At 52.7% G+C, this 21,751-nt stretch carries 21 protein-coding genes; 14 read left to right on the forward strand and 7 right to left on the reverse strand.

Annotated elements, in window-relative coordinates; all coding sequences use genetic code 11:
• Positions 1 to 548 precede the first annotated feature (548 nt).
• The 3 genes from E1162_RS06890 to moaA all read left to right on the forward strand — a co-directional run bounded on the left by E1162_RS06890 (position 549) and on the right by moaA (position 4,404).
• Complete coding sequence (locus tag E1162_RS06890) at positions 549 to 2,183, forward strand: fumarate hydratase (RefSeq protein ID WP_155128659.1); 1,635 nt, start codon at positions 549 to 551, stop codon at positions 2,181 to 2,183.
• A gap of 378 nt (positions 2,184 to 2,561) precedes the next feature.
• Entirely contained in the window at positions 2,562 to 3,164 is a 603-nt protein-coding gene (locus E1162_RS06895) for a L,D-transpeptidase (protein WP_155128661.1), read from the forward strand.
• A 232-nt stretch (positions 3,165 to 3,396) separates the two neighbouring features.
• Positions 3,397 to 4,404, forward strand: coding sequence for a GTP 3',8-cyclase MoaA (gene moaA, locus E1162_RS06900; protein WP_155128663.1), 1,008 nt, complete (start codon positions 3,397 to 3,399; stop codon positions 4,402 to 4,404).
• A gap of 95 nt (positions 4,405 to 4,499) precedes the next feature.
• Here moaA and E1162_RS06905 read toward each other — a convergent pair whose 3' ends face one another.
• The 3 genes from E1162_RS06905 to E1162_RS06915 all read right to left on the reverse strand — a co-directional run bounded on the left by E1162_RS06905 (position 4,500) and on the right by E1162_RS06915 (position 7,537).
• Positions 4,500 to 4,658: a Flp family type IVb pilin gene (locus E1162_RS06905; protein WP_155128665.1), complete on the reverse strand. Its 159-nt coding sequence runs from the start codon at positions 4,656 to 4,658 to the stop codon at positions 4,500 to 4,502.
• A gap of 417 nt (positions 4,659 to 5,075) precedes the next feature.
• Entirely contained in the window at positions 5,076 to 6,017 is a 942-nt protein-coding gene (locus E1162_RS06910; protein ID WP_155128667.1) for a DMT family transporter, read from the reverse strand.
• 398 nt (positions 6,018 to 6,415) lie between these two features.
• On the reverse strand, positions 6,416 to 7,537 hold the full coding sequence (locus E1162_RS06915) for an Mrp/NBP35 family ATP-binding protein (protein ID WP_155128669.1): 1,122 nt from the start codon (positions 7,535 to 7,537) through the stop codon (positions 6,416 to 6,418).
• Positions 7,538 to 7,791: 254 nt separating this feature from the next.
• Here E1162_RS06915 and E1162_RS06920 point away from each other — a divergent pair, with 254 nt between their 5' ends.
• A complete protein-coding gene (locus E1162_RS06920; RefSeq protein WP_155128671.1) occupies positions 7,792 to 9,765 on the forward strand; it encodes a bifunctional 2',3'-cyclic-nucleotide 2'-phosphodiesterase/3'-nucleotidase in 1,974 nt (657 codons plus the stop codon).
• Between the two features lie 109 nt (positions 9,766 to 9,874).
• On the opposite strand, the gene E1162_RS06925 is transcribed toward E1162_RS06920, so the two are convergent.
• Positions 9,875 to 10,450, reverse strand: a complete 576-nt coding sequence (locus E1162_RS06925; RefSeq protein ID WP_155128673.1) for a hypothetical protein — start codon at positions 10,448 to 10,450, stop codon at positions 9,875 to 9,877.
• A 366-nt stretch (positions 10,451 to 10,816) separates the two neighbouring features.
• On the opposite strand from E1162_RS06925, the gene E1162_RS06930 reads away from it, so the two are divergent.
• The 7 genes from E1162_RS06930 to E1162_RS06960 all read left to right on the forward strand — a co-directional run bounded on the left by E1162_RS06930 (position 10,817) and on the right by E1162_RS06960 (position 17,271).
• The gene (locus tag E1162_RS06930; protein ID WP_155128675.1) at positions 10,817 to 11,275 is read left to right on the forward strand and encodes a BLUF domain-containing protein; all 459 of its coding nucleotides are present in this window, start codon (positions 10,817 to 10,819) and stop codon (positions 11,273 to 11,275) included.
• A gap of 151 nt (positions 11,276 to 11,426) precedes the next feature.
• Entirely contained in the window at positions 11,427 to 12,098 is a 672-nt protein-coding gene (mobA, locus tag E1162_RS06935) for a molybdenum cofactor guanylyltransferase MobA (RefSeq protein WP_257098724.1), read from the forward strand.
• A gap of 51 nt (positions 12,099 to 12,149) precedes the next feature.
• Entirely contained in the window at positions 12,150 to 13,382 is a 1,233-nt protein-coding gene (locus E1162_RS06940; protein ID WP_155128679.1) for a molybdopterin molybdotransferase MoeA, read from the forward strand.
• Positions 13,383 to 13,738: 356 nt separating this feature from the next.
• The gene (locus E1162_RS06945; protein ID WP_155128681.1) at positions 13,739 to 14,515 is read left to right on the forward strand and encodes an ABC transporter substrate-binding protein; all 777 of its coding nucleotides are present in this window, start codon (positions 13,739 to 13,741) and stop codon (positions 14,513 to 14,515) included.
• A gap of 88 nt (positions 14,516 to 14,603) precedes the next feature.
• The gene (locus E1162_RS06950) at positions 14,604 to 15,314 is read left to right on the forward strand and encodes an ABC transporter permease (protein WP_155128683.1); all 711 of its coding nucleotides are present in this window, start codon (positions 14,604 to 14,606) and stop codon (positions 15,312 to 15,314) included.
• 2 nt (positions 15,315 to 15,316) lie between these two features.
• Entirely contained in the window at positions 15,317 to 16,204 is an 888-nt protein-coding gene (locus tag E1162_RS06955) for an ABC transporter permease (protein WP_155128858.1), read from the forward strand.
• Positions 16,205 to 16,392: 188 nt separating this feature from the next.
• On the forward strand, positions 16,393 to 17,271 hold the full coding sequence (locus E1162_RS06960; protein WP_155128685.1) for an NAD(P)-dependent oxidoreductase: 879 nt from the start codon (positions 16,393 to 16,395) through the stop codon (positions 17,269 to 17,271).
• Positions 17,272 to 17,337: 66 nt separating this feature from the next.
• Here E1162_RS06960 and E1162_RS06965 read toward each other — a convergent pair whose 3' ends face one another.
• Positions 17,338 to 17,826: an Lrp/AsnC family transcriptional regulator gene (locus tag E1162_RS06965; protein WP_503328169.1), complete on the reverse strand. Its 489-nt coding sequence runs from the start codon at positions 17,824 to 17,826 to the stop codon at positions 17,338 to 17,340.
• Positions 17,827 to 18,395: 569 nt separating this feature from the next.
• Here E1162_RS06965 and E1162_RS06970 point away from each other — a divergent pair.
• The 3 genes from E1162_RS06970 to E1162_RS06980 all read left to right on the forward strand — a co-directional run bounded on the left by E1162_RS06970 (position 18,396) and on the right by E1162_RS06980 (position 20,443).
• The gene (locus E1162_RS06970; protein ID WP_155128689.1) at positions 18,396 to 18,611 is read left to right on the forward strand and encodes a hypothetical protein; all 216 of its coding nucleotides are present in this window, start codon (positions 18,396 to 18,398) and stop codon (positions 18,609 to 18,611) included.
• 4 nt (positions 18,612 to 18,615) lie between these two features.
• On the forward strand, positions 18,616 to 18,921 hold the full coding sequence (locus E1162_RS19755; protein ID WP_371311847.1) for a DUF4410 domain-containing protein: 306 nt from the start codon (positions 18,616 to 18,618) through the stop codon (positions 18,919 to 18,921).
• Between the two features lie 136 nt (positions 18,922 to 19,057).
• Positions 19,058 to 20,443 carry an MmgE/PrpD family protein gene (locus E1162_RS06980; RefSeq protein ID WP_257098725.1) on the forward strand — a complete coding sequence of 462 codons (1,386 nt, stop codon included), beginning with the start codon at positions 19,058 to 19,060 and terminating at the stop codon, positions 20,441 to 20,443.
• Between the two features lie 33 nt (positions 20,444 to 20,476).
• Here E1162_RS06980 and E1162_RS06985 read toward each other — a convergent pair whose 3' ends face one another.
• On the reverse strand, positions 20,477 to 21,160 hold the full coding sequence (locus tag E1162_RS06985) for a uracil-DNA glycosylase family protein (RefSeq protein WP_155128693.1): 684 nt from the start codon (positions 21,158 to 21,160) through the stop codon (positions 20,477 to 20,479).
• Positions 21,100 to 21,729 carry a glutathione S-transferase family protein gene (locus tag E1162_RS06990; RefSeq protein WP_155128695.1) on the reverse strand — a complete coding sequence of 210 codons (630 nt, stop codon included), beginning with the start codon at positions 21,727 to 21,729 and terminating at the stop codon, positions 21,100 to 21,102. The genes E1162_RS06985 and E1162_RS06990 overlap by 61 nt, the downstream gene beginning before the upstream one ends.
• Positions 21,730 to 21,751: the final 22 nt, after the last annotated feature.

Consider the following 21,751-nt stretch of genomic DNA (forward strand, 5'->3'; position numbering starts at 1 on the left):
AAAGCCCCCCCCGGACTTCCCTAGGCCCCGCATCAAGTGCGGGGTGACACTGGTACTGAGCAATCATTGCCCATGTTTGCCGACTCCTGCTAGTGAGTGAGGCGGAGGCTGTGCTCGTTTTTAACGACTTCCATCCAACGAGATAGTGTCCTGCTTACCGCACAGTGCCTCCACCCCTTCCGGCATACCGGACGAGCGGAGCGGTGATCCGGTATCTAGAAAGACCCGCAGCCAGCCCTAGCCCCCGCATCGGGTGCGGGGTGACGTCAGAACCGTGGGCGGGGTGACATCCGGACCGCGACAGGATGACATCAGGACCAAAGGCACAGGGTGACGATAGTACTAGGAGCGTGTTCAATAGCTCCACATCCCTTGCTTTCTGCATTTCTCCAACGGCCTATCCGTTTTGCTATCATCAATTAGTACAGGCTGACCTGCTTTTTTGAAGGTATTGATCCGTAAGTTCTTTACGATAAAGGGCAAGGCGCTTAATTAGTTGCACAAAGAGATTTTATAACTCAGTCGTTGTTTCTGCTTCGGAGGCTGCCATGTCCGATACCACCCCTCCCGCCTACAAACACACCTCTTTGTTTCCGCTTGGAACGGATGAAACCCCATATCGCAAACTCACCAGCGACTATGTGAGCGAAGTCGAGTTTGACGGCACCACCGTATTGAAGGTGGAACAGGAAGGCCTGCGCCTTCTTGCCGAAGAGGCCTTTAAAGACATCAACCATTACCTGCGCACCAGCCATCTGGAGCAGCTTCGCAAAATTCTGGATGATCCTGAGGCAACCGACAACGACCGCTTCGTTGCATTTGACCTTTTGAAGAATGCCAATATCTCCGCAGCTGGCGTGCTGCCGATGTGTCAGGACACAGGCACCGCCATTGTTATGGGCAAAAAGGGCCGCCGCGTGTGGACCAACGGCAACGATGAAGCTGCGCTTGGTGAAGGCTCACGCGATGCCTACTTCAAAAAGAACCTGCGCTACTCTCAGCTCGCGCCGCTTTCCATGTTCGAGGAAAAGAACACCAAGAACAACATGCCAGCGCAGATCGAGCTCTACAGCGAAGGCGAAGATGCTTACAAGTTCCTCTTCATGGCGAAGGGCGGCGGCTCTGCAAACAAGACCTTCCTTTTCCAAGGCACGCCGAGCCTGCTAACCCCTGAGCGTATGATCGAGTTCCTGAAGGAAAAGATCCTTACGCTTGGAACAGCAGCTTGCCCGCCTTACCACCTTGCGATTGTCATCGGTGGCACCTCCGCAGAGATGAACCTGAAGAGCGTCAAGCTCGCCTCTGCCCGCTATCTGGACACATTGCCAACCGAGGGCTCTGAAGCTGGCCATGCTTTCCGTGATCTGGAAATGGAAAAGCAGATCCACGAACTAACTCAGGCAACAGGTGTTGGCGCCCAGTTTGGCGGCAAATACTTCTGCCATGACGTGCGTGTTATTCGCCTGCCGCGCCACGGTGCATCCCTGCCAATCGGCATTGGCGTATCCTGCTCTGCCGACCGTCAGGCCGTGGGCAAGATCACCAAGGATGGCATCTTCCTGGAAGCGCTTGAGCGTCATCCAGAGCAGTTCATGCCTGAGGTGACCGATGAGCATCTGGACGATGAGGTGGTGAAGATCGACCTTACCCGTCCTATGTCGGAAATACTTGGCGAATTGACCAAGTACCCTATCAAGACGCGCCTCTCCCTCACCGGACCGCTTATTGTGGCCCGTGACCTTGCGCACTCCAAACTGCGTGATCGTCTGGAAGCTGGCGAACCTCTGCCGGATTACATCAAGAACCACCCTGTCTACTATGCAGGTCCGGCTAAGACGCCGGAAGGTATGCCATCTGGCTCCTTCGGCCCGACGACAGCTGGCCGCATGGACGCCTATGTTGACCAGTTCCAAGCTGCTGGCGGCTCCATGATTATGCTTGCAAAGGGCAACCGCTCCGCTCAGGTGCGCCGCGCCTGTCAGGCACATGGCGGGTTCTACCTTGGCTCTATCGGCGGTCCTGCTGCCCGTCTTGCTCAAGACTGCATCAAATCCGTTGAGGTGGTGGAGTTCGAAGAGCTGGGTATGGAAGCTGTATGGAAGATTGAGGTTGAAGATTTCCCTGCATTCATCGTGGTGGATGACAAGGGCAATGACTTCTTTAAGGAGCTCAAGCTCAGCTAGAGCACCAACAACAGGTTGAAATGAAAGGGCATCGAAGAAAACACTTCGGCGCCCTTTTCAATTTTATATAAAGACCGACTTACTTTTACAAAACTCAAAATAAAATCAAAGCAATGACGAAAACATTTCATCAATTACAATAGATGGATTTCGCATTAGAAAACACTGCACCACTCAATAAATAGAACAATTTTAGTATTTATTGGCGCAATGACTTCCAATTACCCTTGTTTTGCAATAACCTTAACTTGAAAGTGGAAGCACTCGCAGTGCGAGCGTTAACGCCTTCGCAATCCAAACCGGTGAACTTAAATGCACTTGACGCAGAGTATCCCTCAAGCGTTCGAGCAATAATAAAACAGCATACAGGGAACCGAAATGCGCAAACTAATCGCACTTGTCGCCATCGCCCTGAGCGCGGTGATGTTCAGCACCTCCTCCCAAGCATTTGGCTCCAGTTCGGGCAAGTTTTTTGACGCCAACACAAAGCAATGGGTCAAGTATGGACATGCCCGTTCCGGCAAATCTCCCATCCAGCGGAAAATGATCAGCTATAACGGTAAGTACTCTCCAGGTACCATCGTTATCAGCACCGCCGAACGCCGCCTCTACCACATCCGTCCAGGCGGTAAGGCAATGGTCTACGGTATTGGTGTAGGTCGTGAAGGCTTCCAATGGTCCGGCACACACCGCATTACCCGCAAGGCCGAGTGGCCGGGTTGGACACCTCCTGCAGTGATGCGTGCTCGTGAGGCCCGTAAAGGCAACATTCTTCCTGCCTACATGGAAGGTGGCCCTAACAACCCGCTTGGCGCCCGCGCCCTTTATATCGGCAGCACAATCTATCGAATCCACGGTAGTAACGAGCCTTGGACTATTGGCTCTGCAGTCTCCTCCGGCTGCATTCGCCTAGCCAACGAAGATGTGATCCATCTTTACCAGAACGTTCCGGTTGGAGCTCGTGTGGTTGTCCTTCGATAACCTGCTGATATAAATGAGTTTAATGGAGGGGCCTGCTTTCAGGGCCCCTTCTGCATAACTGGAAGGCAAAGCCCTTCCAAATCGTCGCAGAAGATAACTTCGCTTTGCGAGTAGGCAAGCATTGACCTTTCGAAACATTAAATTACATTTACCTAATAGATAGTACGTAGCAACTGGGCATCATTTCAGTTTCAAGTTGCGTCACCACCGCTATGAGGGGGCGTTCAAGATATTGACCAGCAAACCAGCACTCATAGACCCATTTGGTCGTCCGGTTTCTTATCTGCGGGTTTCAGTTACCGATCGCTGTGACCTGCGCTGTGTTTATTGCATGGCAGAGAACATGACTTTCCTTCCAAAGAAGGATGTTCTTTCGCTTGAAGAACTCGACCGCCTATGCACCGCCTTTATCGAAAAGGGCGTTCGCAAGCTACGCCTGACAGGCGGCGAGCCGCTGGTACGCAAAGACATTATGAGCTTCATCCGCAACCTCTCCCGTCATCTGGATAGCGGTGCGTTGGAAGAGCTTACCCTCACCACCAATGGTACGCAGCTGCATCGTTTCTCCAAGGAGCTTTACGATTGCGGTGTGCGCCGGATCAACGTTTCGATGGACACCCTTGATGCGGCCAAATTCAAAGAGGTAACCCGCTGGGGTGATCTTGATAAGGTAATGCAGGGTCTTGATAGCGCCGTGGAAGCTGGCCTTTCTGTCAAGATCAACGCGGTGGCCCTAAAGGGTTTCAACGAAGACGAGATCATCCCTATGCTGGAATGGGCGCATGGACGCGGCCATGACCTCACGTTGATTGAGACCATGCCGCTTGGCGAGATTGATGGCGAGCGGGTGGATCAGTATCTGCCGCTTAGCAAGGTCCGCGCTTCCATTGAAGAGCGCTTCACCTTGAAGGAAATTCCATACAAGACCGGCGGCCCTGCTCGCTATACTCAGGTTGAAGAGACTGGCGGGCGCTTGGGCTTCATCTCTCCGATGACACATAATTTCTGCGAGGGCTGTAACCGCGTTCGCGTCACATGTACCGGTATGCTCTATATGTGCCTTGGACAGGAAGACAGCGCAGACTTACGTGCAGCTCTACGCGCCTCGGAAGGCAACGAAATTCTCAATCAGGCTATTGAGGAAGCGATTTCCCGCAAGCCTAAAGGGCATGACTTTGTGATTGACCGCAACACGAAGACACCTGCCGTTTCGCGCCACATGAGCATGACCGGCGGCTAACGGTTACAACCACTTCCCTTTTTTAAAGAAGCTTTGAGCAACAAAAAAACCGCTGGCAGTACCAGCGGTTTTTTGGTGTTTCAGCTGAATGGCTATTAGCCCTTCATTGCAGTACCGATTTTGGTGAACGCTGCTTCCAGATCGTCAGCGAAAATACCAAATGCAGTGATGATAGCTACTGCCATGATACCAGCGATCAGACCGTACTCGATAGCAGTTGCACCGGACTCGTCTTTAAGAAACTTAGCAAACATTTTTCTACTCCAACTTAACCCTTAAGCCCCGTGTGCTCCGGGGATGAGGACAATCTAGAGCTGAGAAAGTTGCCAATGTATGAATCCCAAATCGGAAATTTCCCATCAGTACATCCTGCATATTGCAGTTGTTTTTTATTAGACAAATATACCTAGACAAGAGATCCATAAGCCACTGTTTTCATTAGGGTAATTATTAAATAAAAACTATAGATCTAAATTTACTATGCATTAACCCTAGCAAAAACTCGCCATTTTTCGGGCTCTAAAACACCGCAATAAAAAGAGACTCACCTGCGCTTGTTAAAGAATCCCCTCTCCTAGCGTCACTCATCCAGTAAAGTTTTGCGCGGAAAACCGCAGAAATGAAAAAGGCGCCCGTAGGCGCCCGATTCTGGTTTTCGTTTTTGCTAGGCCTTACTCGGCCGGAACGCCGTGAAGATCTGGCGTTAGAGGCTTGTCTTCCTCTTTCAGCTTGTGGCCCATCTTTTCTTCTCGCAGACCCACGCGTTCGCGGTGAACGATATAAAGGCCGGAACCTACAACAATCACCATACCCATGATGGTCAGTGCGTTTGGAGAGGTTCCCCAAACAATCACACCAATGACTGTTGCCCAGATTAGGCCTGTGTAGCGCATTGGTGCGACGGCTACGATATCGCCGGCGCGGGTTGCCACAACAGCAAAGAAGTAAGCGCCAATAACGAATACGGAGGCCGCAAGAATTGGTGCCCAGTGCCATGCCTCAACGGTGCCCCACTGTTCCCGAGTACCAAGACCAAGGCCCATAAACGTAACAGCAAGACAAACCACAAAGGTAACGCCCATAGATGGGGTACCCTTTGGCATACGGCGGGTTACCAGATCACGCATAGCCATGAAGAAGACCGCGCCAATGGCCAACAGAGACCAAGCATCAAAGCCCTCAAGACCCGGCTGGATCATAAGCAGCACACCGAAGAAACCGAAGGCGACGGCGCTCCAGCGCCTCCAACCAACAACCTCACCGTAGAATATGGCAGCGCCTGCCGTCATCATTAGCGGCATGACCTGCAACATTGCTGTAGCGTTAGCGATAGGCATCTTGGTCAGGCAGGTCAGATACATGCCCGAGCCGATCACCTCCAAAATGGAGCGAGCCAGCACAACAGGGTGCAGCAGCCTACGGCCCATGCGGAAGTATCCGAAGTAGAGACACACGGCGAACATGGCGCTTGTGGTGACCAGACCTCGAAGGAAGATAAACTGGCCCATTGGCATGCTCTCAGTCGCGAACTTGAAGACTGCGTCGTTGAACATGAAACAGGCTGTCGACAAAAACATGGCGAGCATCGCTCTGCCATTCTCTTTTGCGAACATTGGCTTTCAATGGCTCCTTGGAGCGGGCCCTACAGACCCCGCCTCAGCAGCCCCTGTAGCCCATGTGTAACCGCCTTACGGATAATCCGCCTTACGGAATTTCACGGGCACCATACTGCAGGTAAAAGCCCCCATTGAACGTGACATGGTGCCACGTCCCACAAGATATTTTTTGAAATATCACAGCAAGTTAACTGCTATTAAATTGTATCGGGAATGCAATTTTCTATTGTCTCCAATACGCATATCTTAGAGGCATGCGTAAAGGAACCTATGACAAAGCCGAGGACAGAAGAGCGGGACATACGCCCTACCCTCTCTCCTCGGCTTCAATTATTTCTCTACGGTCAGCGATGCGGAAACGCACAGCAGGTTGAACGAGCCTCTTGCGTTAGCGGTTAGGCTTCCAACGAGCCTTTCAGCTGCTGTGCAATAGAACGGTAAGCCTGCGCAGCGCCACTTTCCGGGTTTGCAGCAAAAATCGGTACACCTGCATCAGATTGAGCGCGTACATCCATAGTCAGCGGCACTTCACCAAGGAACGGTAGGCCAAGCTTTTCCGCCTCTGCACGTGCACCACCATGACCGAAGATATCATGACGGCTGCCACAGTCAGGGCATACAAAGTGGCTCATATTCTCGATCAGGCCGAATACAGGAATATCGACCTTCTGGAACATTGCGATACCGCGGCGAGCATCAAGCAGTGCCAGATCCTGCGGCGTTGAAACGATAACGGAACCTTGTAGTGGCACTTTCTGCGCCATCGTCAGCTGCACATCACCGGTGCCCGGTGGCAGATCAACGACGAGAACGTCCAGCTCACCCCAAGCCACTTCGCGCAGCATTTGGTTAAGAGCGGAAACCACCATCGGGCCACGCCAGATCATCGCCGTTTCTTCATCTACCAAGAAACCAATGGACATCAGCTTGATGCCATGAGCCTCAAGCGGTTTCATGATCCGGTTTTCCAGCACCTCTGGCTGGCCGCTTACGCCCATGAGCTTGGGAATGGATGGGCCATACACGTCTGCGTCCAGCAGGCCTACACGAAGCCCTGCTTCTTGCAGTGCGAGCGCGAGATTGACCGAGGTTGTGGACTTGCCCACACCGCCTTTGCCTGAGGCAACAGCGATGATGTTTTTAACGCCGGGAACTGGAACGCGGTTAACCGGAGAAGGTGCCGCTGGTTTGTTGCGAGGGGGCGTACTACGCGAAGGAGTTGGGGGTGGCGGTGGAGGCGTCGGTGTTGGCGATGCAGAACACGGTGCTTTTTCGGCTGTCAGCGCCACCATCACTTTTTCTACGCCCGGCAGAACAGAAACAATGCGCTCTGCTGCACGGCGAAGGCCTTCCAGCTCTTCCGCTCGATCTGCTGGTACACGGATGGAGAAAACAACGCGGCCACCGGAGACAAACAGGTCTTGCACCAGACCCAGCTCAACGATGTTGCCCGCCCCGTCAGGTCCTTTGACCTGTTGTAGAACTTCCTCAATCCGCTCTTTCGTCAGTTCAGACATGAAAAGACAACCCCTCTTCGTTCTTAGCGTTTCCTGAAACTGTCACGGGAATCGCGTAGCCCCTTCTAAAGGGCGGGTCAATATTTAAGGCGTTTTTGCCCCCCTCACAGCGTGCAATGCACCGGAAAGTTCAGAATTGGACAACAGCATTGCATACTGTAGTCTTACGTATATCTTGAGATATTCAGCTCTTTGGGAACATGTTCGCCGACCTCCTAAGGTCCAGAGTTATTCCGTTGTAATGGATTTATAAAATGTCTTTGAAGTTTCAACTCAATCGTCGCACTTTTTTGGGTGGTCTTGCAGCCAGCGGAGCGGCCGCGTTTATGCACCCGTACTCAGTGCTGGCAAGCGAAGGCACAGCTCACCTGCGTCTTATGGAAACGACTGACCTGCACGTTCATGTCTTTCCCTACGACTACTATAGCGACCGCGCTATCGATACCGCAGGCCTTGCCCGTACCGCCGCGATTGTAGAGCGTATCCGCTCAGAGGCCAGCAACACCATGCTGGTAGACAATGGCGACTTTCTTCAAGGCAACCCGATGGGCGACTTTATTGCCTATGAGCGCGGCTTGAAGGAAGGTGATGTTCACCCTGTCATCAAAGGCATGAACGCACTTGGCTTTGATGCAGCAACCCTCGGCAACCACGAGTTCAACTACGGTCTGGACTTTATGTTCAAGACCCTCGCTGGCGCCAACTTCCCGTTTGTTTGCGCAAACCTCACCAAAGGCTCCTTGGCTTCCAACGGCCGCGGCGATGACCTTTTCCTCAAGCCATATGTGATTGTCGACAAGACCATTCGCGACGGTGCAGGCAAAGAGTACCCGATCAAGGTCGGCTTCATCGGCTTTGTTCCGCCGCAGATCATGAACTGGGATCAGCGCCACCTTACCGGTAAAGCCAATGCCCGCGATATCGTTGATGCGGCGAAGGCTTGGGTTCCTGAAATGAAGGAAAAGGGCTGCGATATCATCGTTGCGCTATCCCACTCCGGTATTGATGCAAACAGCTATCACGATGGTATGGAAAACGCCTCTCTGCACCTTGCTGGCGTAGAGGGTATCGACGCCTTGTTCACCGGCCACCATCACCTTGTGTTCCCTGGCCCTGCCTATGAAGGCCTGCCGGGTGTTGATGCCGAAAAAGGCACGTTGATGGGTAAGCCTGCTGCAATGGGTGGCTTCTGGGGTTCCCACCTTGGCGTTATTGACCTGATGCTGGAGCGTGATGGCAACAGCTGGCGCATTGCAAACTTCATGAGTGAAGCGCCGGGCATTTACATGAAAGACGGACGCAAGAAGATCCCAACCGTTGAGAGCGTTCAGTCTGTTCTGGATTCTGTGAAAGAAGACCACGAGGCCACTCTTGCCTACGTTCGTCGTCCGGTAGGCAAAACCGCAGCCCCTCTTCACTCCTACTTCGCTCTTGTAGCGGATGACCCATCCGTACAGGTCGTCTCGCAGGCGCAGACTTGGTACATCAAACAGATGCTTGCAGGCGGTGAACATGCAGCCCTGCCTGTTCTTTCTGCAGCAGCTCCGTTCAAAGCAGGTGGCCGCGGCGGACCAGACTACTACACCGACGTTCCTGTGGGCTCTGTTGCTATCAAGAACGTAGCCGACCTTTACCTTTACCCGAACACAGTTCGCGCGGTGAAGATCAACGGTGCTGGCGTGAAAGAATGGCTGGAACGCTCGGCTGGTATCTTCAACCAGATCACCGCAGGTGGTGCGGACCAGACGCTCATCAATCCGAAGTTCCCAAGCTACAACTTCGATGTGATTGATGGCGTGACCTACAAGATCGATCTCACCCAGCCTTCCAAGTACGACCCTAAAGGCAATCTGCTTGATGCAAACGCATCCCGTATTGTTGACCTGATGTTTGAAGGCAAACCGATCGACCCTGATCAGGAGTTCATCGTTGCAACCAACAACTACCGTGCTGGCGGTGGCGGTAACTTCCCGGGCATCGGTGAAGAGGTTGTTGTCTTTGTTGGTCCAGACACAAACCGCGACGTGTTGGTTCGCTACATCGTTGAGCAAGGCATCATCAACCCAACAGCAGATGCCAACTGGTCGTTTGTTCCAGTTGCAGACACTTCTGTATTGTTCGACACCGGACCAAAGGCAAAAACCTTTATGGCCGATGTTGAAGGCGTTGCGATTGAAGATGCTGGTGATGGCGAAGAAGGCTTTGCCCGCTATCGCATTACGCTCTAACGGCTTACCCGTTAAAACACACACCGCCGGAGATATCTTCGGCGGTGTTATTATTTGAACTGGAATATGGGCGCTCGCCAATGAGCGGACACCACGTTTTAACCCGAGCTTAGAACTGGTCGAGCACTGGGCTATCTGGCCAGATGACTGGTTCCCCGTTTGCCACGCGCTTCTTGCCGAAAACAATCCATGGGTCATCCAAGCTCTTGACGGTGATATCAACTCTGAGCTTATCGGGATGCTTTTGAGCGAACTCTAGCGTAGTGAGACCGCTTTCGTATTTTCCTGAAAGAAGTCCTTCTGCGATCCGCATGATCGAACTGACCGCTATTTTCTCTGGCCACGCCGATAGATCAGCATAAGCTTCGGTCGCCGGTTGCAATGCCAGCGCTGTAGGCCGTTCAACGTCTTTGCGAGTGATGACAGCAAGGTCCTTACTCGGTGAGATGAAGGTATCGACCACATGGACGCCGAACTCAAAATGGCCGCGAGCAACGACGCTGGCGCAGTCTGGGTGGACAGCAACCTGCAACAGGAAATCAGCGGCATCCGAGCGGAGCATTTCCAGCCCCTCGAAGAAGTCATCGATCAGAATAACTTCCGCATCCAAACCTCTTAGCTTGATGTATTTGCGCGTAACCATCTCGTGGTTGTTGCCACTAGGCCCCAGAGTTACAAATCTCAATTTTCTTTTCACAGCTAACATCCGCATACCGCAAAAGAACCAAACGGAAAAACTAACCGTTAAGAGGCATGGAAACCCCAGCGCTTTTCAAACTGTTGCAATTGCGGAGGGTATTCGCGGAGCCTAGGGACGCGGTGCATTAAGCTAATACCTAAGAGGACTTAGGCACCCGCTTACCTGAGACGCCCTCTTCCCAAGTCGCTAAATTTTCGCCGGCGGCGGGGCGAGTTACTCAATATTCATCTAAGCAATTATCTCTATTTTATCGCCATATGTTTCAATTACTTAGGAAGAATATGACGCAGGACTTTTACGTTTTGCCAACTTTTAGCGCGCACCCTTTGCCTAGCCAGAGGAGCTTGCTGCATGGAAATCAATCAGCTCAGTTACCGTAGTCGTATTCATTGGCCCGCCCTTCGTGGAGATTTGGACGAAGAGGTGGAAAAAACGCTGAGGCGCAGCCGCAGAATTAATCAGCGCGCTGGTGTGACAGGTGCTCTTCTGCTGACGGACACACACATCTTTCAGTTACTGGAAGGGCCGAGCGATGCGGTTCTTTCCACTCTCGACTGTGCCATGAGCGATAAGCGGCATACCGACATTTGCATTCTTGCCAAGCACAGAGCGCCCTATCGCCTCTTCCATACCAGCTGGATGCATTTTTGTGATCTGCGCGATGAACCGGAAAAGCGCTACCCTCGTTTTGTGGCAGACCTTGCCCACTATCCCACTCACATGAGCGGCGAAGAATTTTACGAGGTCTTGATGCTGCTTTCAGCAAATATGGAGCAGAGCCGCATAACAACGCGTATCGCGCTTATGTAACGCTGCTAGCCGCTGACTTTGCGACCATATTCTGTGGCCACCTTTCACAAATGTGCGGGTGCCTGCTTCCCCCTATCCGCTAAATTCCGTAGGATAGAGATGGTTGGAGACTATAGAAGTTTGGCCGATGAGTACTGAAGGTCTTTCAAAAATGTCCAGTTCTACCAAACCCGAACATGTTGTTGGCTGTTTGCTGGCCGGTGGCCGCTCCCTACGTATGGGCGGGAACGACAAGTCACTCGCGCTTCTTGGTGGCACGTCTCTACTGGAGCACGTTTACCACCGTCTAAACGCTCAGCTTGCCCACGTCGCTTTGAGCAGCAACCACCCTATGCCAGCTCATGAAGACCTTGGCATCCCGATCCTGCATGATCCGATTGCTGACTTTCCCGGCCCTCTTGCAGGGATTCTTGCGGGGCTACGGTGGGCGCAGTCTATGCCAAGCAAACCGGAGTTTGTATTTTCGGTTGCCGTTGATACGCCTTTCTTCCCGATGGATGCGGTGGAAACCCTTCTAAAGACCGCAGGACGCAACCCGGGTGTGCCCGTGGTTTCCAGTTGCCTTTCCCGTGCCCACCCTACCTGCACACTATGGCCGGTTTCACTTGCTGATACATTGCAAGCATATCTTGACGCCGGAGAGCGCCGCTTAATGGGCTTTTGTCAGGCACAAGAGGCCGTGTTCTGCCCCTTCCCGCCAATCCGGTTTGGCGAGGAGGAAGTGGACCCGTTCTTCAACATCAATGATGCTGAAAGTATGCATGAGGCCGAGACTATCCTTGAAAGCCTTGCCTTGGGCATCAATCATGAAGGCGGCCAATAAGCCGCTTTCCCCCTACAGAAATACAGGCGCTCCAGTTTCCAGGCAGCAACAATGAACAATAACAGCCAGTCCCTCACCTACACCCAAGCTCTTGAACATCTTCGGGCGCAGGCGCTCAGCAAACAAAGCGAGGAAGAGGTTCCGCTTATTTCAGCGTTAGGCCGCATTGTTTCCAGCGATCAAGTTGCACACCGTAATGTACCTGTTGCAGACAACTCCGCTATGGATGGCTATGCCATTAACGCAGAAGCCCAAAGCGCCAGTGGCCAGCGCTTTCCCGTTGTTGGACAGACCTTTGCCGGTCACCCTTTTGATCGCAGGCTCACAGAAGGCCAAGCCATTCGCATCTTCACCGGAGCGCCTATCCCTGAAGGCTGCCGCTTTGTAGCGCCGCAAGAAGATTGCGAGGCAGAAGACGGCTTCGTGACAGTCACCCGAGCCTTTGACGAAGACAGCAATATTCGCCGCTGCGGCGAGGATGTACGGGCTGGCGATACTCTCGTTTCAAGAGGCACACTCCTTAAACCTCAACACATTGGCGCATTGGCGGCTGATGGTTTAGCCACTGTGCCGGTACGCACGCCGTTACGTGTGGGGTTGCTTTCTACGGGCGATGAATTGGTGCGTCCCGGCAATTTGCTGGAGAGCGGCCAGATATACGACAGCAACACGTTTTTGCTGTTCGGGCTTCTTAGCAGTCTGCCGGTGAATGTAACCGACCTTGGCATATTGCCGGACGAACGGGACGTTGTTCGGGAGCGCCTTACAGCTCTTCAGGGCACATTTGACGTTATCATCACCTCTGGCGGCGCTGGAAAAGGTGATGCAGATATCGTTGGGCAGGTTGTTGGAGAGCTGGGCAACATCGAGTTCTGGGAGCTTGCCATAAAACCGGGCCGTCCGTTCATGTTCGGCTCTATTAACGGCTGCAACTTCATTGGTCTGCCGGGCAACCCTGTCGCCGCTGTTGTCAGCTTCTTGAGCTTTGCCCGCCCTTTCCTTCTCGCCAGAGCTGGTGCTCCGTTTACAGAGGCAGAACCTGTTTTACTGCCAGCAGGGTTCGCGATAGCCGGACGCAGACCGGGAAGACGTGAGTTTTTGCGCGCAAAGCGGCGCTTTGACGGGGCTGGCGGCGAGTTTGTAGAAAAGTATCGCCACGACGGTTCAGCGCAAATTTCCTCCCTAACCTTTGCTGATGGCTTGGTTGTTCTGGAGGAAACATTGACGGATGTAACGAAGGGCGACCCCGTTCCGTTTATCCCGTTCTCGCAGGTTGGGCTCTAAGGTAGCGGCTGGATTTCGGGCGCTGGCGGACACAGATAGCGCTCTGCTCGCACTCCCTTTCTGGCAAAACCGATTAGAATCACTTACTAATAATTGCAGCATGTATACGGATGGGTGTTTTACATAAACACGCAGAGGGAGAGAGATTTTCCTAATATGCCCGTATAGAGGGATAATTATCCCCAGCCGCCGGTAATCCGTCAATTAGCCAATCCAACCATCGGGTAAATTGCCATTAAAACGGCTGAGTAATCCGTTAAAACGGTTGAACTCCTGCGAGTTTTGTTAGAACAATGAACCCGGCTAGACAGGGAGCCTTTTATAGATCCCTGTACATAAGACCAGGGGGAAAAGTGATGCGTTTGAAGCATATTGTAGCAGTTGCTGCGTTGGCTATGGTCGCTGTTGGGGGCGCTCAGGCTAAAGAATGGAAAAAGATCCGTATGGGTACCGAAGGTGCTTACCCTCCATTCAACTACACCACTTCTGCAGGTGAGCTGGTAGGTTTCGACATCGAAATCGGCAACGCTCTTTGCGAAGAAATGAAAGTTGAGTGTGAGTGGGTAACTCAGGACTGGGATGGCATCATTCCGGGTCTGATCGCTGGTAAGTACGATACTATTCTCGCTTCCATGTCCATCACTCCAGAACGTGAGGAAAAGATCAGCTTTTCCGAAAAGTACTACAACACTCCACCAGCAATCGCTGTTCGCAAGGACTCCGATCTGAAGGGTGTTACTCCAGCTGACCTCGCCGGTAAGAAAATCGGTGCACAGTCTTCCACCACCCACTCTATTTACGCTGAGCAGACCTTTACAGACTCTGACATTGTTCTTTATCCAACTTCGGAAGAGTACAAGCTGGACCTGGAAAGCGGCCGCGTTGATGCAGTTGGCGACGACGTGATGGTTCTTCAGGGCTGGATCGATTCTGACGAAGGTTCTTGCTGCAAAATCCTCGGTACTTTGAAATCCGTAGACGAGATCCACGGTAAAGGTGCCGGTATCGGCGTTCGTAAGGGCGACGAAGACCTTGCTGCTATGTTCTCGGATGCCATTGCGGCAATTCGCGCTAACGGCAAGTACAAAGAAATTAACGATAAGTACTTCGCATTTGACGCCTACGGTGAATAAGGCGCCAGCTAGGTGAAATAACGAAGAGCAAAGGCGGAAGGAACCCTTCCGCCTTTGCCTGTAGGTGGATTATAGGACACCCTCCAGAATGGAACAAATACTAGAGCTGCTATCGTTCGGACCCGACGGGTGGGGCGACCAGATCCTGGCAGGCGTCACCATGACTGTCTCGCTGGCACTGGCCACTCTTCCAATTGGCCTCGTTGTGGGCTTCCTGATCGCTCTGGCAAAGAACTCGGAAGAACCGAGCCTACGTGCTGCTGCAAACGTCTACACTACCATTTTCCGTGGCCTTCCCGAGCTGCTGACCCTGTTTCTGGTTTACTATGGTGGCCAGATCCTCATTCAGCAGGTCCTGAAATTTTTCGGTGGCGGTACCTTTGAGGTCAACGCATTTCTTGCGGGTATGATCGCACTTGCGCTGGTCTTCTCGTCCTACGCTTCCGAAGCATTTCTCTCCGCGTTTCGCGGCATTTCAAAAGGTCAGTATGAAGGTGCATACGCGCTTGGTATCAGCCGCGGCTTGACCATGCGCCTTGTTATCTGGCCTCAGCTCCTGCGCCTTTCTCTTCCAGCACTGGGCAACCTATGGCTCATCTTGCTGAAGGAAACCGCGCTGGTCTCTATTATCGGTCTTGCCGACATCATGCGCTATTCGCAGATGGCATCGCGCACCACGAAAGAACCATTCCTGTTCTTCTCCGTCGCTTGTGCGATCTACCTCGTTCTGGCTGTTATCTCATCCAGCGGCCTTGCGCGTGTCGAAGCATGGACCCGTAAAGGGGAGGCCAAAAGATGAGCATGCAAAACAATTATGTAAGCGAGAACTTCATCGAATCCCGCAAACCGCCAGTTTTACGTTCGGCAGGCTGGTCCATCGCCCGTGTTGCAGGTACAGCTTGGCTGACGGCATGGATTATCAGCGGCCTTGGTATTTTGTGGTTCCTCGCCTATTCCAACGACGTTGTATTCAGTTTCGGCGGACCTGACGGTTTTGGCGTTACTGCCGATCCTAAGTTCCTTGAAAAGTATGGCCCTAAGCTTATCAGCGGTTTTGAGACAACGCTTAAGCTCGTCGCGATTTCAATCGGCCTTGGCGCTCTGCTTTCCATTCCGATGACTGCCATGCGCATGTCGAAGAACCGCGTTTTGTATTCCATCGCCTATGGCTATGTGTACTTTGTTCGCGGCACTCCTTTGATCGCGCAGATCTTCCTGATCTACTACGGCGCTGGCTCCTTCCGTCCGTTCCTTCAGGATATCAATCTGTGGTGGTTCTTCCGTGATGCCTGGTACTGTGCGGTATTGGCGCTGACGCTAAACACCTCTGCCTATCAGGTGGAGATCCTGCGCGGCTCGATCCAGAACATGCCTAAAGGCCAGTGGGAAGCTGCTGCTGCGCTTGGTCTGCCAAAGTGGCTCACCTTCTGGAAGATCATTCTTCCGCAGGCTCTGATCGTTTCTCTGCGCCCTTACGGCAACGAGATCGTCCTTATGATCAAGGGCTCTGCTATCGTGGCAATCATCACCATTCTTGATCTGATGGGTGAAACCCGCCGTGCATTCTCGCGCACCTATGACTTCCAGTCCTATATCTGGGCCGCGATTATGTACCTGATTATGGTGGAGACGCTTCGCCAGATCTGGGAGAAGATCGAGCAACGGCTTACACGTCATCTACGACGCTAACGCATTTGAGAAAGGCACCCATCGGGTGCCTTTTTTGTTTGTGACGCAGCTCCACCCTCACAACTTTAGGGGTATAGCTGCTTCAAAATGTGCAAATGGCGTGCATCACGCTTTGATATTTTCCCAAAACTTGGAAATAGTGGGCACCAACATAAACGACGAACGGCAAACGAAACGGGAGTAGGACAATGGCAAAAGTTGCGTTTATCGGGCTTGGGGTCATGGGATACCCGATGGCAGGTCACTTGAAGACCCGTGGCGGTCATGATGTGACCGTTTACAACCGTACAACGGCCAAGGCAGAAGAGTGGGCAAAGCACTTCGGCGGTAGTTTCGCCAAGACGCCAAAGGAAGCAGCAGAAGGCTGTGACTTTGTGTTTTGCTGCGTAGGCAATGACGATGACCTTCGCTCGGTCACTATTGGTGAAAATGGCGCGTTCCACAGCATGAAAGAAGGCGCGGTGTTTATTGACAACACCACAGCATCTGCTCAGGTGGCAAAAGAGCTTGATCTTGCAGCGCGAGACAAGGGCTTCCACTTCCTCGACGCTCCTGTTTCCGGCGGTCAGGCGGGCGCTGAGAACGGCGTTCTTACAGTGATGGTTGGCGGCGAGCCAAGCGTGTTTGAAGAAGCCAAGCCTGTTATTGATTGCTTTGCCAAATTCGTTGGCCTGATGGGCCCTGCCGGTTCTGGCCAGATGACCAAGATGGTGAACCAGATCTGCATCGCCGGTCTTGTTCAAGGTCTCTCAGAAGCAATTCATTTTGCGCAGAAGGCTGACATGAACATCGAGAAGGTGATCGCTGCAATTTCCGGCGGCGCTGCCCAGTCGTGGCAGATGCAAAACCGCTGGGAGACAATGCGTGACGGGCACTTCGAGCACGGTTTTGCCGTGGACTGGATGCGCAAGGATCTGAAGATTTGCCTTAATACTGCTGATGATATTGGCGCGAGGCTTCCAGTTACTGCCCTTGTTGACCAGTTTTATGGCGAGGTTCAGGACATGGGCGGCGGTCGCTGGGATACATCGTCCCTACTTGCCCGCATGAACAAGTCGAGCAAATAAGCCGTATTAAAAACGCAAAAAGCCCGCATCATTGGCGGGCTTTTTTCCTTAGATCAAACGATCAGCTTAAACAGCGACCGTCTTAGGCTTTTCCGCTGGCACATAGGCCAGAGGCAGCTCTGTCGTGTATTTGATCTGCTCCATGGCGAACGTCGTTGATACATCCGCGATATCGATCTTGGCAATCAGACGCTTGTAAAAGCCGTCATAGGCTTCGATATCCGGCACAACAACACGCAGCAGGTAATCCACCTGCCCTGCCATGCGATAGAACTCTACCACTTCGGGAAACTCTTTGATGACGTCTGCAAACTTGCGCAGCCAGTCGTCATTGTGTCTGCTGGTGGTAATGGCAACAAACGCGGTGACCTTGGTGTTCACCTTATGGGGATCAAGAAGGGCAACACGGCCTGTAATCACGCCGTCCTCTTCCATCTTCTGAATGCGCCGCCAGCATGGTGTGGTTGAAAGTCCTACGCGCCGTCCGATCTCTGCAACTGGTACAGTGCAGTCTTCCTGCAGGATTGCCAGAATTCTGCGGTCTATACGATCAATCATGTCAGCTTTCTCTCACACCTAGTAAATGTCTGCGCCCTATTTTACGAGCAATACGGGAAATGTATAGGCGGCAGAACGCGAAGAGTGACAGAATGTAGAAAATTTTCCTTCCATCACGCCAATTTCGGCAATGATGACCTACTGCTGAAAGCCTGAATGCCCGTTTATGAAAACTGATACTCCTATTGCGACTCTCTTTGGTGGAATTATCTAAAATAGCAGCAAGGCACGTTACAGGTAGCTAACGCTGCCTTTCGCTACCCGTCACAGGGTGATCAACACGGTGCAGTAACAGGGCATAAGGGGCTCTTTGGTATAAAGGGTCCCACCTCTTTCCCTTGGCACCTACGCTGTCCGGAATGCAGCCGTAGACCACCGGCTTTTAAGGGTCTGTTAGCATTTCCCTCCAGAGCTAAACTCTCCGCATATTTTGATGGTTTCTCGATTCTGGTGTTTCTAATAAGCGGTACATTCATTCAAGCGTTCGGCGCGCACTCTCTTTCTTTATGAGCATGCTTGCGGTGGTCGGCCTTCTCTACTTGGCCGGCTGCGGAAGCACATCAAGTATGGACGGACCGCCCTCTATGGCTGCGGCAGCGCCTAAGCCAAAGCTCACCAAATACACCAAGGTCTATGTGCAAGACATTCAGACTTTCAAAGCCCAGAGCGATGTCAGCCCTGCTGAAATGGCGAGGGTGGGCAAAGATTTCTCTGATATGATTTCTGACAGAATTACCGCCTCCAACGCCTTTACCAGTTTGGAGAGGATCGGACCGAAATAACGATCTGGCAGCTCTTGCTGAAAGCGTTGAAGAAGAAGCCATTATTATTCGTGGCAATATCAGTCGCTTTAAAAACGGTAGTGCTCTTGCTCGCGCGGTAGTCGGTTTTGGGGCTGGCAGCTCGTACCTTGATGCCAACGTAGATGTTGTTGATGCAAAGACTGGGGCAAAGCTGGGCAAGATCGTCGTTGATAAAAACAGCTGGCCTTTGGGTGGCATGTTGGCAGCAACCCAAACCGGAGAAAGCTATCTTACCGGTGCTGCAAGTAAAATCGCTGAGGAACTACACCACGCCAAAACAGCTATCTAGCTACTTGCTATAAGAGAGAGGGCTTCTTTGTCCTCTCTCGGCTTGGTTGGGAAGTGCCTCTTCTTTCCTGATCTTTCTAAAGGAAATGGAGAACCTTACGAATTGCGCGAGCCCTCACCTTCGCTCAAAAGGGCGTATGACCAACATCTCGTATTCCCGTCGCTACGCACGCTTTGGCCTAGCCCTCGACACCTCCGATATTCCGCAGGCTGATACGCGCTACGCCAAGCTTTTGCTGCTTGATCTTTTGGGCTGTGCCGTTGGCGCACTCAAAACCAGTGAGGCAGAAATCTGCGCTCGATACACGCAGGCAACCGGTAACATTTCCGGCCCCGCCTCGATCTGGTGCACAGGCACCAAGACCAGCGCAGACAACGCCGCGCTGACGAATGGTATCATCGCCCACACTTTGGAGCTTGATGATTTCTTCGGTATCGATCACTCAGGCGCGGTAATCATCCCCGCACTCGTCGCTGCTTGCGAGCAGGTTGGCCCTGAGAAGGTTTCTGGCGAAGATTTCCTCGCCGCCATGATCTTTGGCTATGAAATCGGGCGCAGGCTTCTTGACTGTATGGGTGGTTATCGCGCTCACAACAGAAGTGGCTGGCATACAACAGGAACGCTAGGAGCTATCTGCGCCGCCGCAGCAGTTGGCCGTTTGCTCAAGCTAACTGAAGATCAGCTGGTGCATGCTATCGGCATCGGTGGCAGCTTTACCGGCGGCACATGGGCATTCAATGCAGATGGCGCTATGACCAAGCGTTACCACGCTGGCAAAGCGGCCGAAACCGGGCTGAAAGCTGCCCTGCTCGCCCGTGAGGGGTTTACGGGGCCTGAACAGATAATAGAAGCAGAATGGGGCGGTTACCTCACCACCTATTGCGGTGGCAACACTCCAGATGAAAGCAAGCTGCTTGATGGTCTGGGAGACGATCTTCGCATCCATTGGGCAGGCGTAAAGGCGTATGCCTGCTGCCGCGGTATTCACTCTTCGCTTGACGTCATTTTGGGTATGAAACGAGAGCACGGCCTCACCGCAGAGCAGATCGAGAAGGTCGAGATTGTTTTGACACCGGGCCAGTTACGCCAGCTCGGCAACTGCGCTCCGAAGGCACGTTTAGAGGCTCAGCTCAGCCTACCGTTTTCTATCGCGATTGCTTTGATTACCGGACGCGCCGATTATGATTGCTTTGATGAGGCTTGGCTCTCAAACCCTGAGGTTCTAGTAGTTCTCTCAAAAATCACGCTCATTGAGCAAACCGGTCTGCCTGACAGTTACGAGCCTGTTGTGACCGTTTCTCTGCAAGACGGTGAGCAGCTTTCAGGACAGGTGCACAAGGCGCTTGGAGATCCTGAGAACCCTGTTCCTCCGGAAGATATTATCGCGAAGTATCGCGGCCTTGCTCAGCGTTCTATTAGCGAAGACGACACGCTTGAGCTGGAGGGGATTGTTCTTTCCCTCGAAGAGAGCCAGAGTATTGCCAAACTCTGCGCCTTTTTGAGAAAACAGCGCGTTCACTAGTATTTACGAGAGGGGCTGCTTTCGGTGGCCCCTTTATCTATCTGGACGAAGTAGCGTTTTCACATGCTCTTGCAGGAAAGGAACGACCTCTCCATCAAACCAAGAGTTCTTTTTTAAAGCCGTGTTGTTGCGCCAGCTGGGATGGGGAAGCGGCAAAATACGAGGTCCCTCGCCTGCTTCATAGCGTTTGCTCGTCTCCTGCCAGATCTCCTTCCAAGCAGCCACGCGCTGCCAGAGGCCAAGGCCATTTGCGGGGCCAAGGTGATAGTCTTGCGCGTACTTGCCAATGGCAATAACCGTTTCCACCTGGGGCATGGAGCGGAACACTTGCGGGTGCCAATTACGCCTACATTCTGTACGTGGCGGTTTGTCTCCACCCTTGCTATCTAGGCCGGGAAAACAAAAGCCCATGGGAACAATGGAGACCTTGCTGCTATCGTAAAAGGTCTCCTCGTCAATACCAAGCCAGCTACGCAGCCGATCGCCTGAAGGGTCGGTGAAGGGCCTGCCGGAGGCATGAACACGGGTTCCCGGTGCCTGTCCGCTCAAGCATAGGCGGGCAGTGCTGGAAAGCACAACAACAGGTCTTGGTTCGTGAGGTAAAGGCGCGCGCACCGGCGTTTCCACGCAGATGCGGCAAGCGCCTATTTGCTCTTTCAGGCTGGCGATGTCGCCTTGGCCGCAATGCTTGGCCGCTCTTCCATTACCTTCAGCCATCTTTGAAGCCCATCAAGTCCTTCTGGAATATCTACCTTAGCAGGTCGGCAGAACTTTACTCCAACATAGGCCGAGATGTCGGCAATAGAAAACCGGTCACCAGCTACAAACTGTTTTTTTTCAAGCTGATCGTTGATCATGGCAAGACCTTCAATAGCTTTTGGACGGTTTGCCTTGGACCATTCTTCGATCTGCGGCTTCTCCAACTCAGCCATTGCCGGATGCCCGTGGCGGAAGACGTGGAAGACTGGCATGAGGAAGTTGAGCTCTGTTCTGCGGTTCCACATTTCTACGGTTGCGCGCTCAACTGCGGTAAGGCCAAAAAGCGGGCGCAGAGGATACATTTCCTCGAAATAGCGGCAAATTGCGACTGTCTCACTAATGCAAGTACCGCCGTCAAGCTCTAGAACCGGTATCCGCTGCGCCGGATTTTTCTTCGTGAATTCCTCCCCTTTCAACTCGCCTTTCATGAAGTCGACCTGAACGGTTTCTACCTTGATTTGCTTTTCACGCAGAAAGATATGCACGCGGCGCGGATTAGGCGCCTGCTCGTGTGTATACAGTTTCATTCGTCCCCCAGCACAACCTTAA

This window comes from Pseudovibrio flavus, from assembly GCF_009711345.1.
GTDB lineage: Bacteria > Pseudomonadota > Alphaproteobacteria > Rhizobiales > Stappiaceae > Pseudovibrio > Pseudovibrio flavus.

Coding starts and splice junctions, on each gene's coding strand:
- E1162_RS06915 (WP_155128669.1), bottom strand. CDS start 7,537: ATGTCTGAACTGACGAAAGAGCGGATTGAGGAAGTTCTACAACAGGTC.
- E1162_RS06895 (WP_155128661.1), top strand. CDS start 2,562: ATGCGCAAACTAATCGCACTTGTCGCCATCGCCCTGAGCGCGGTGATG.
- E1162_RS06950 (WP_155128683.1), top strand. CDS start 14,604: ATGGAACAAATACTAGAGCTGCTATCGTTCGGACCCGACGGGTGGGGC.
- mobA (WP_257098724.1), top strand. CDS start 11,427: ATGTCCAGTTCTACCAAACCCGAACATGTTGTTGGCTGTTTGCTGGCC.
- E1162_RS06890 (WP_155128659.1), top strand. CDS start 549: ATGTCCGATACCACCCCTCCCGCCTACAAACACACCTCTTTGTTTCCG.
- E1162_RS06910 (WP_155128667.1), bottom strand. CDS start 6,017: ATGTTCGCAAAAGAGAATGGCAGAGCGATGCTCGCCATGTTTTTGTCG.
- E1162_RS06930 (WP_155128675.1), top strand. CDS start 10,817: ATGGAAATCAATCAGCTCAGTTACCGTAGTCGTATTCATTGGCCCGCC.
- E1162_RS06945 (WP_155128681.1), top strand. CDS start 13,739: ATGCGTTTGAAGCATATTGTAGCAGTTGCTGCGTTGGCTATGGTCGCT.
- E1162_RS06960 (WP_155128685.1), top strand. CDS start 16,393: ATGGCAAAAGTTGCGTTTATCGGGCTTGGGGTCATGGGATACCCGATG.
- E1162_RS06955 (WP_155128858.1), top strand. CDS start 15,317: ATGCAAAACAATTATGTAAGCGAGAACTTCATCGAATCCCGCAAACCG.
- E1162_RS06940 (WP_155128679.1), top strand. CDS start 12,150: ATGAACAATAACAGCCAGTCCCTCACCTACACCCAAGCTCTTGAACAT.
- E1162_RS06985 (WP_155128693.1), bottom strand. CDS start 21,160: ATGGCTGAAGGTAATGGAAGAGCGGCCAAGCATTGCGGCCAAGGCGAC.
- E1162_RS06920 (WP_155128671.1), top strand. CDS start 7,792: ATGTCTTTGAAGTTTCAACTCAATCGTCGCACTTTTTTGGGTGGTCTT.
- E1162_RS06970 (WP_155128689.1), top strand. CDS start 18,396: ATGGACGGACCGCCCTCTATGGCTGCGGCAGCGCCTAAGCCAAAGCTC.
- E1162_RS06980 (WP_257098725.1), top strand. CDS start 19,058: ATGACCAACATCTCGTATTCCCGTCGCTACGCACGCTTTGGCCTAGCC.
- E1162_RS06990 (WP_155128695.1), bottom strand. CDS start 21,729: ATGAAACTGTATACACACGAGCAGGCGCCTAATCCGCGCCGCGTGCAT.
- E1162_RS06905 (WP_155128665.1), bottom strand. CDS start 4,658: ATGTTTGCTAAGTTTCTTAAAGACGAGTCCGGTGCAACTGCTATCGAG.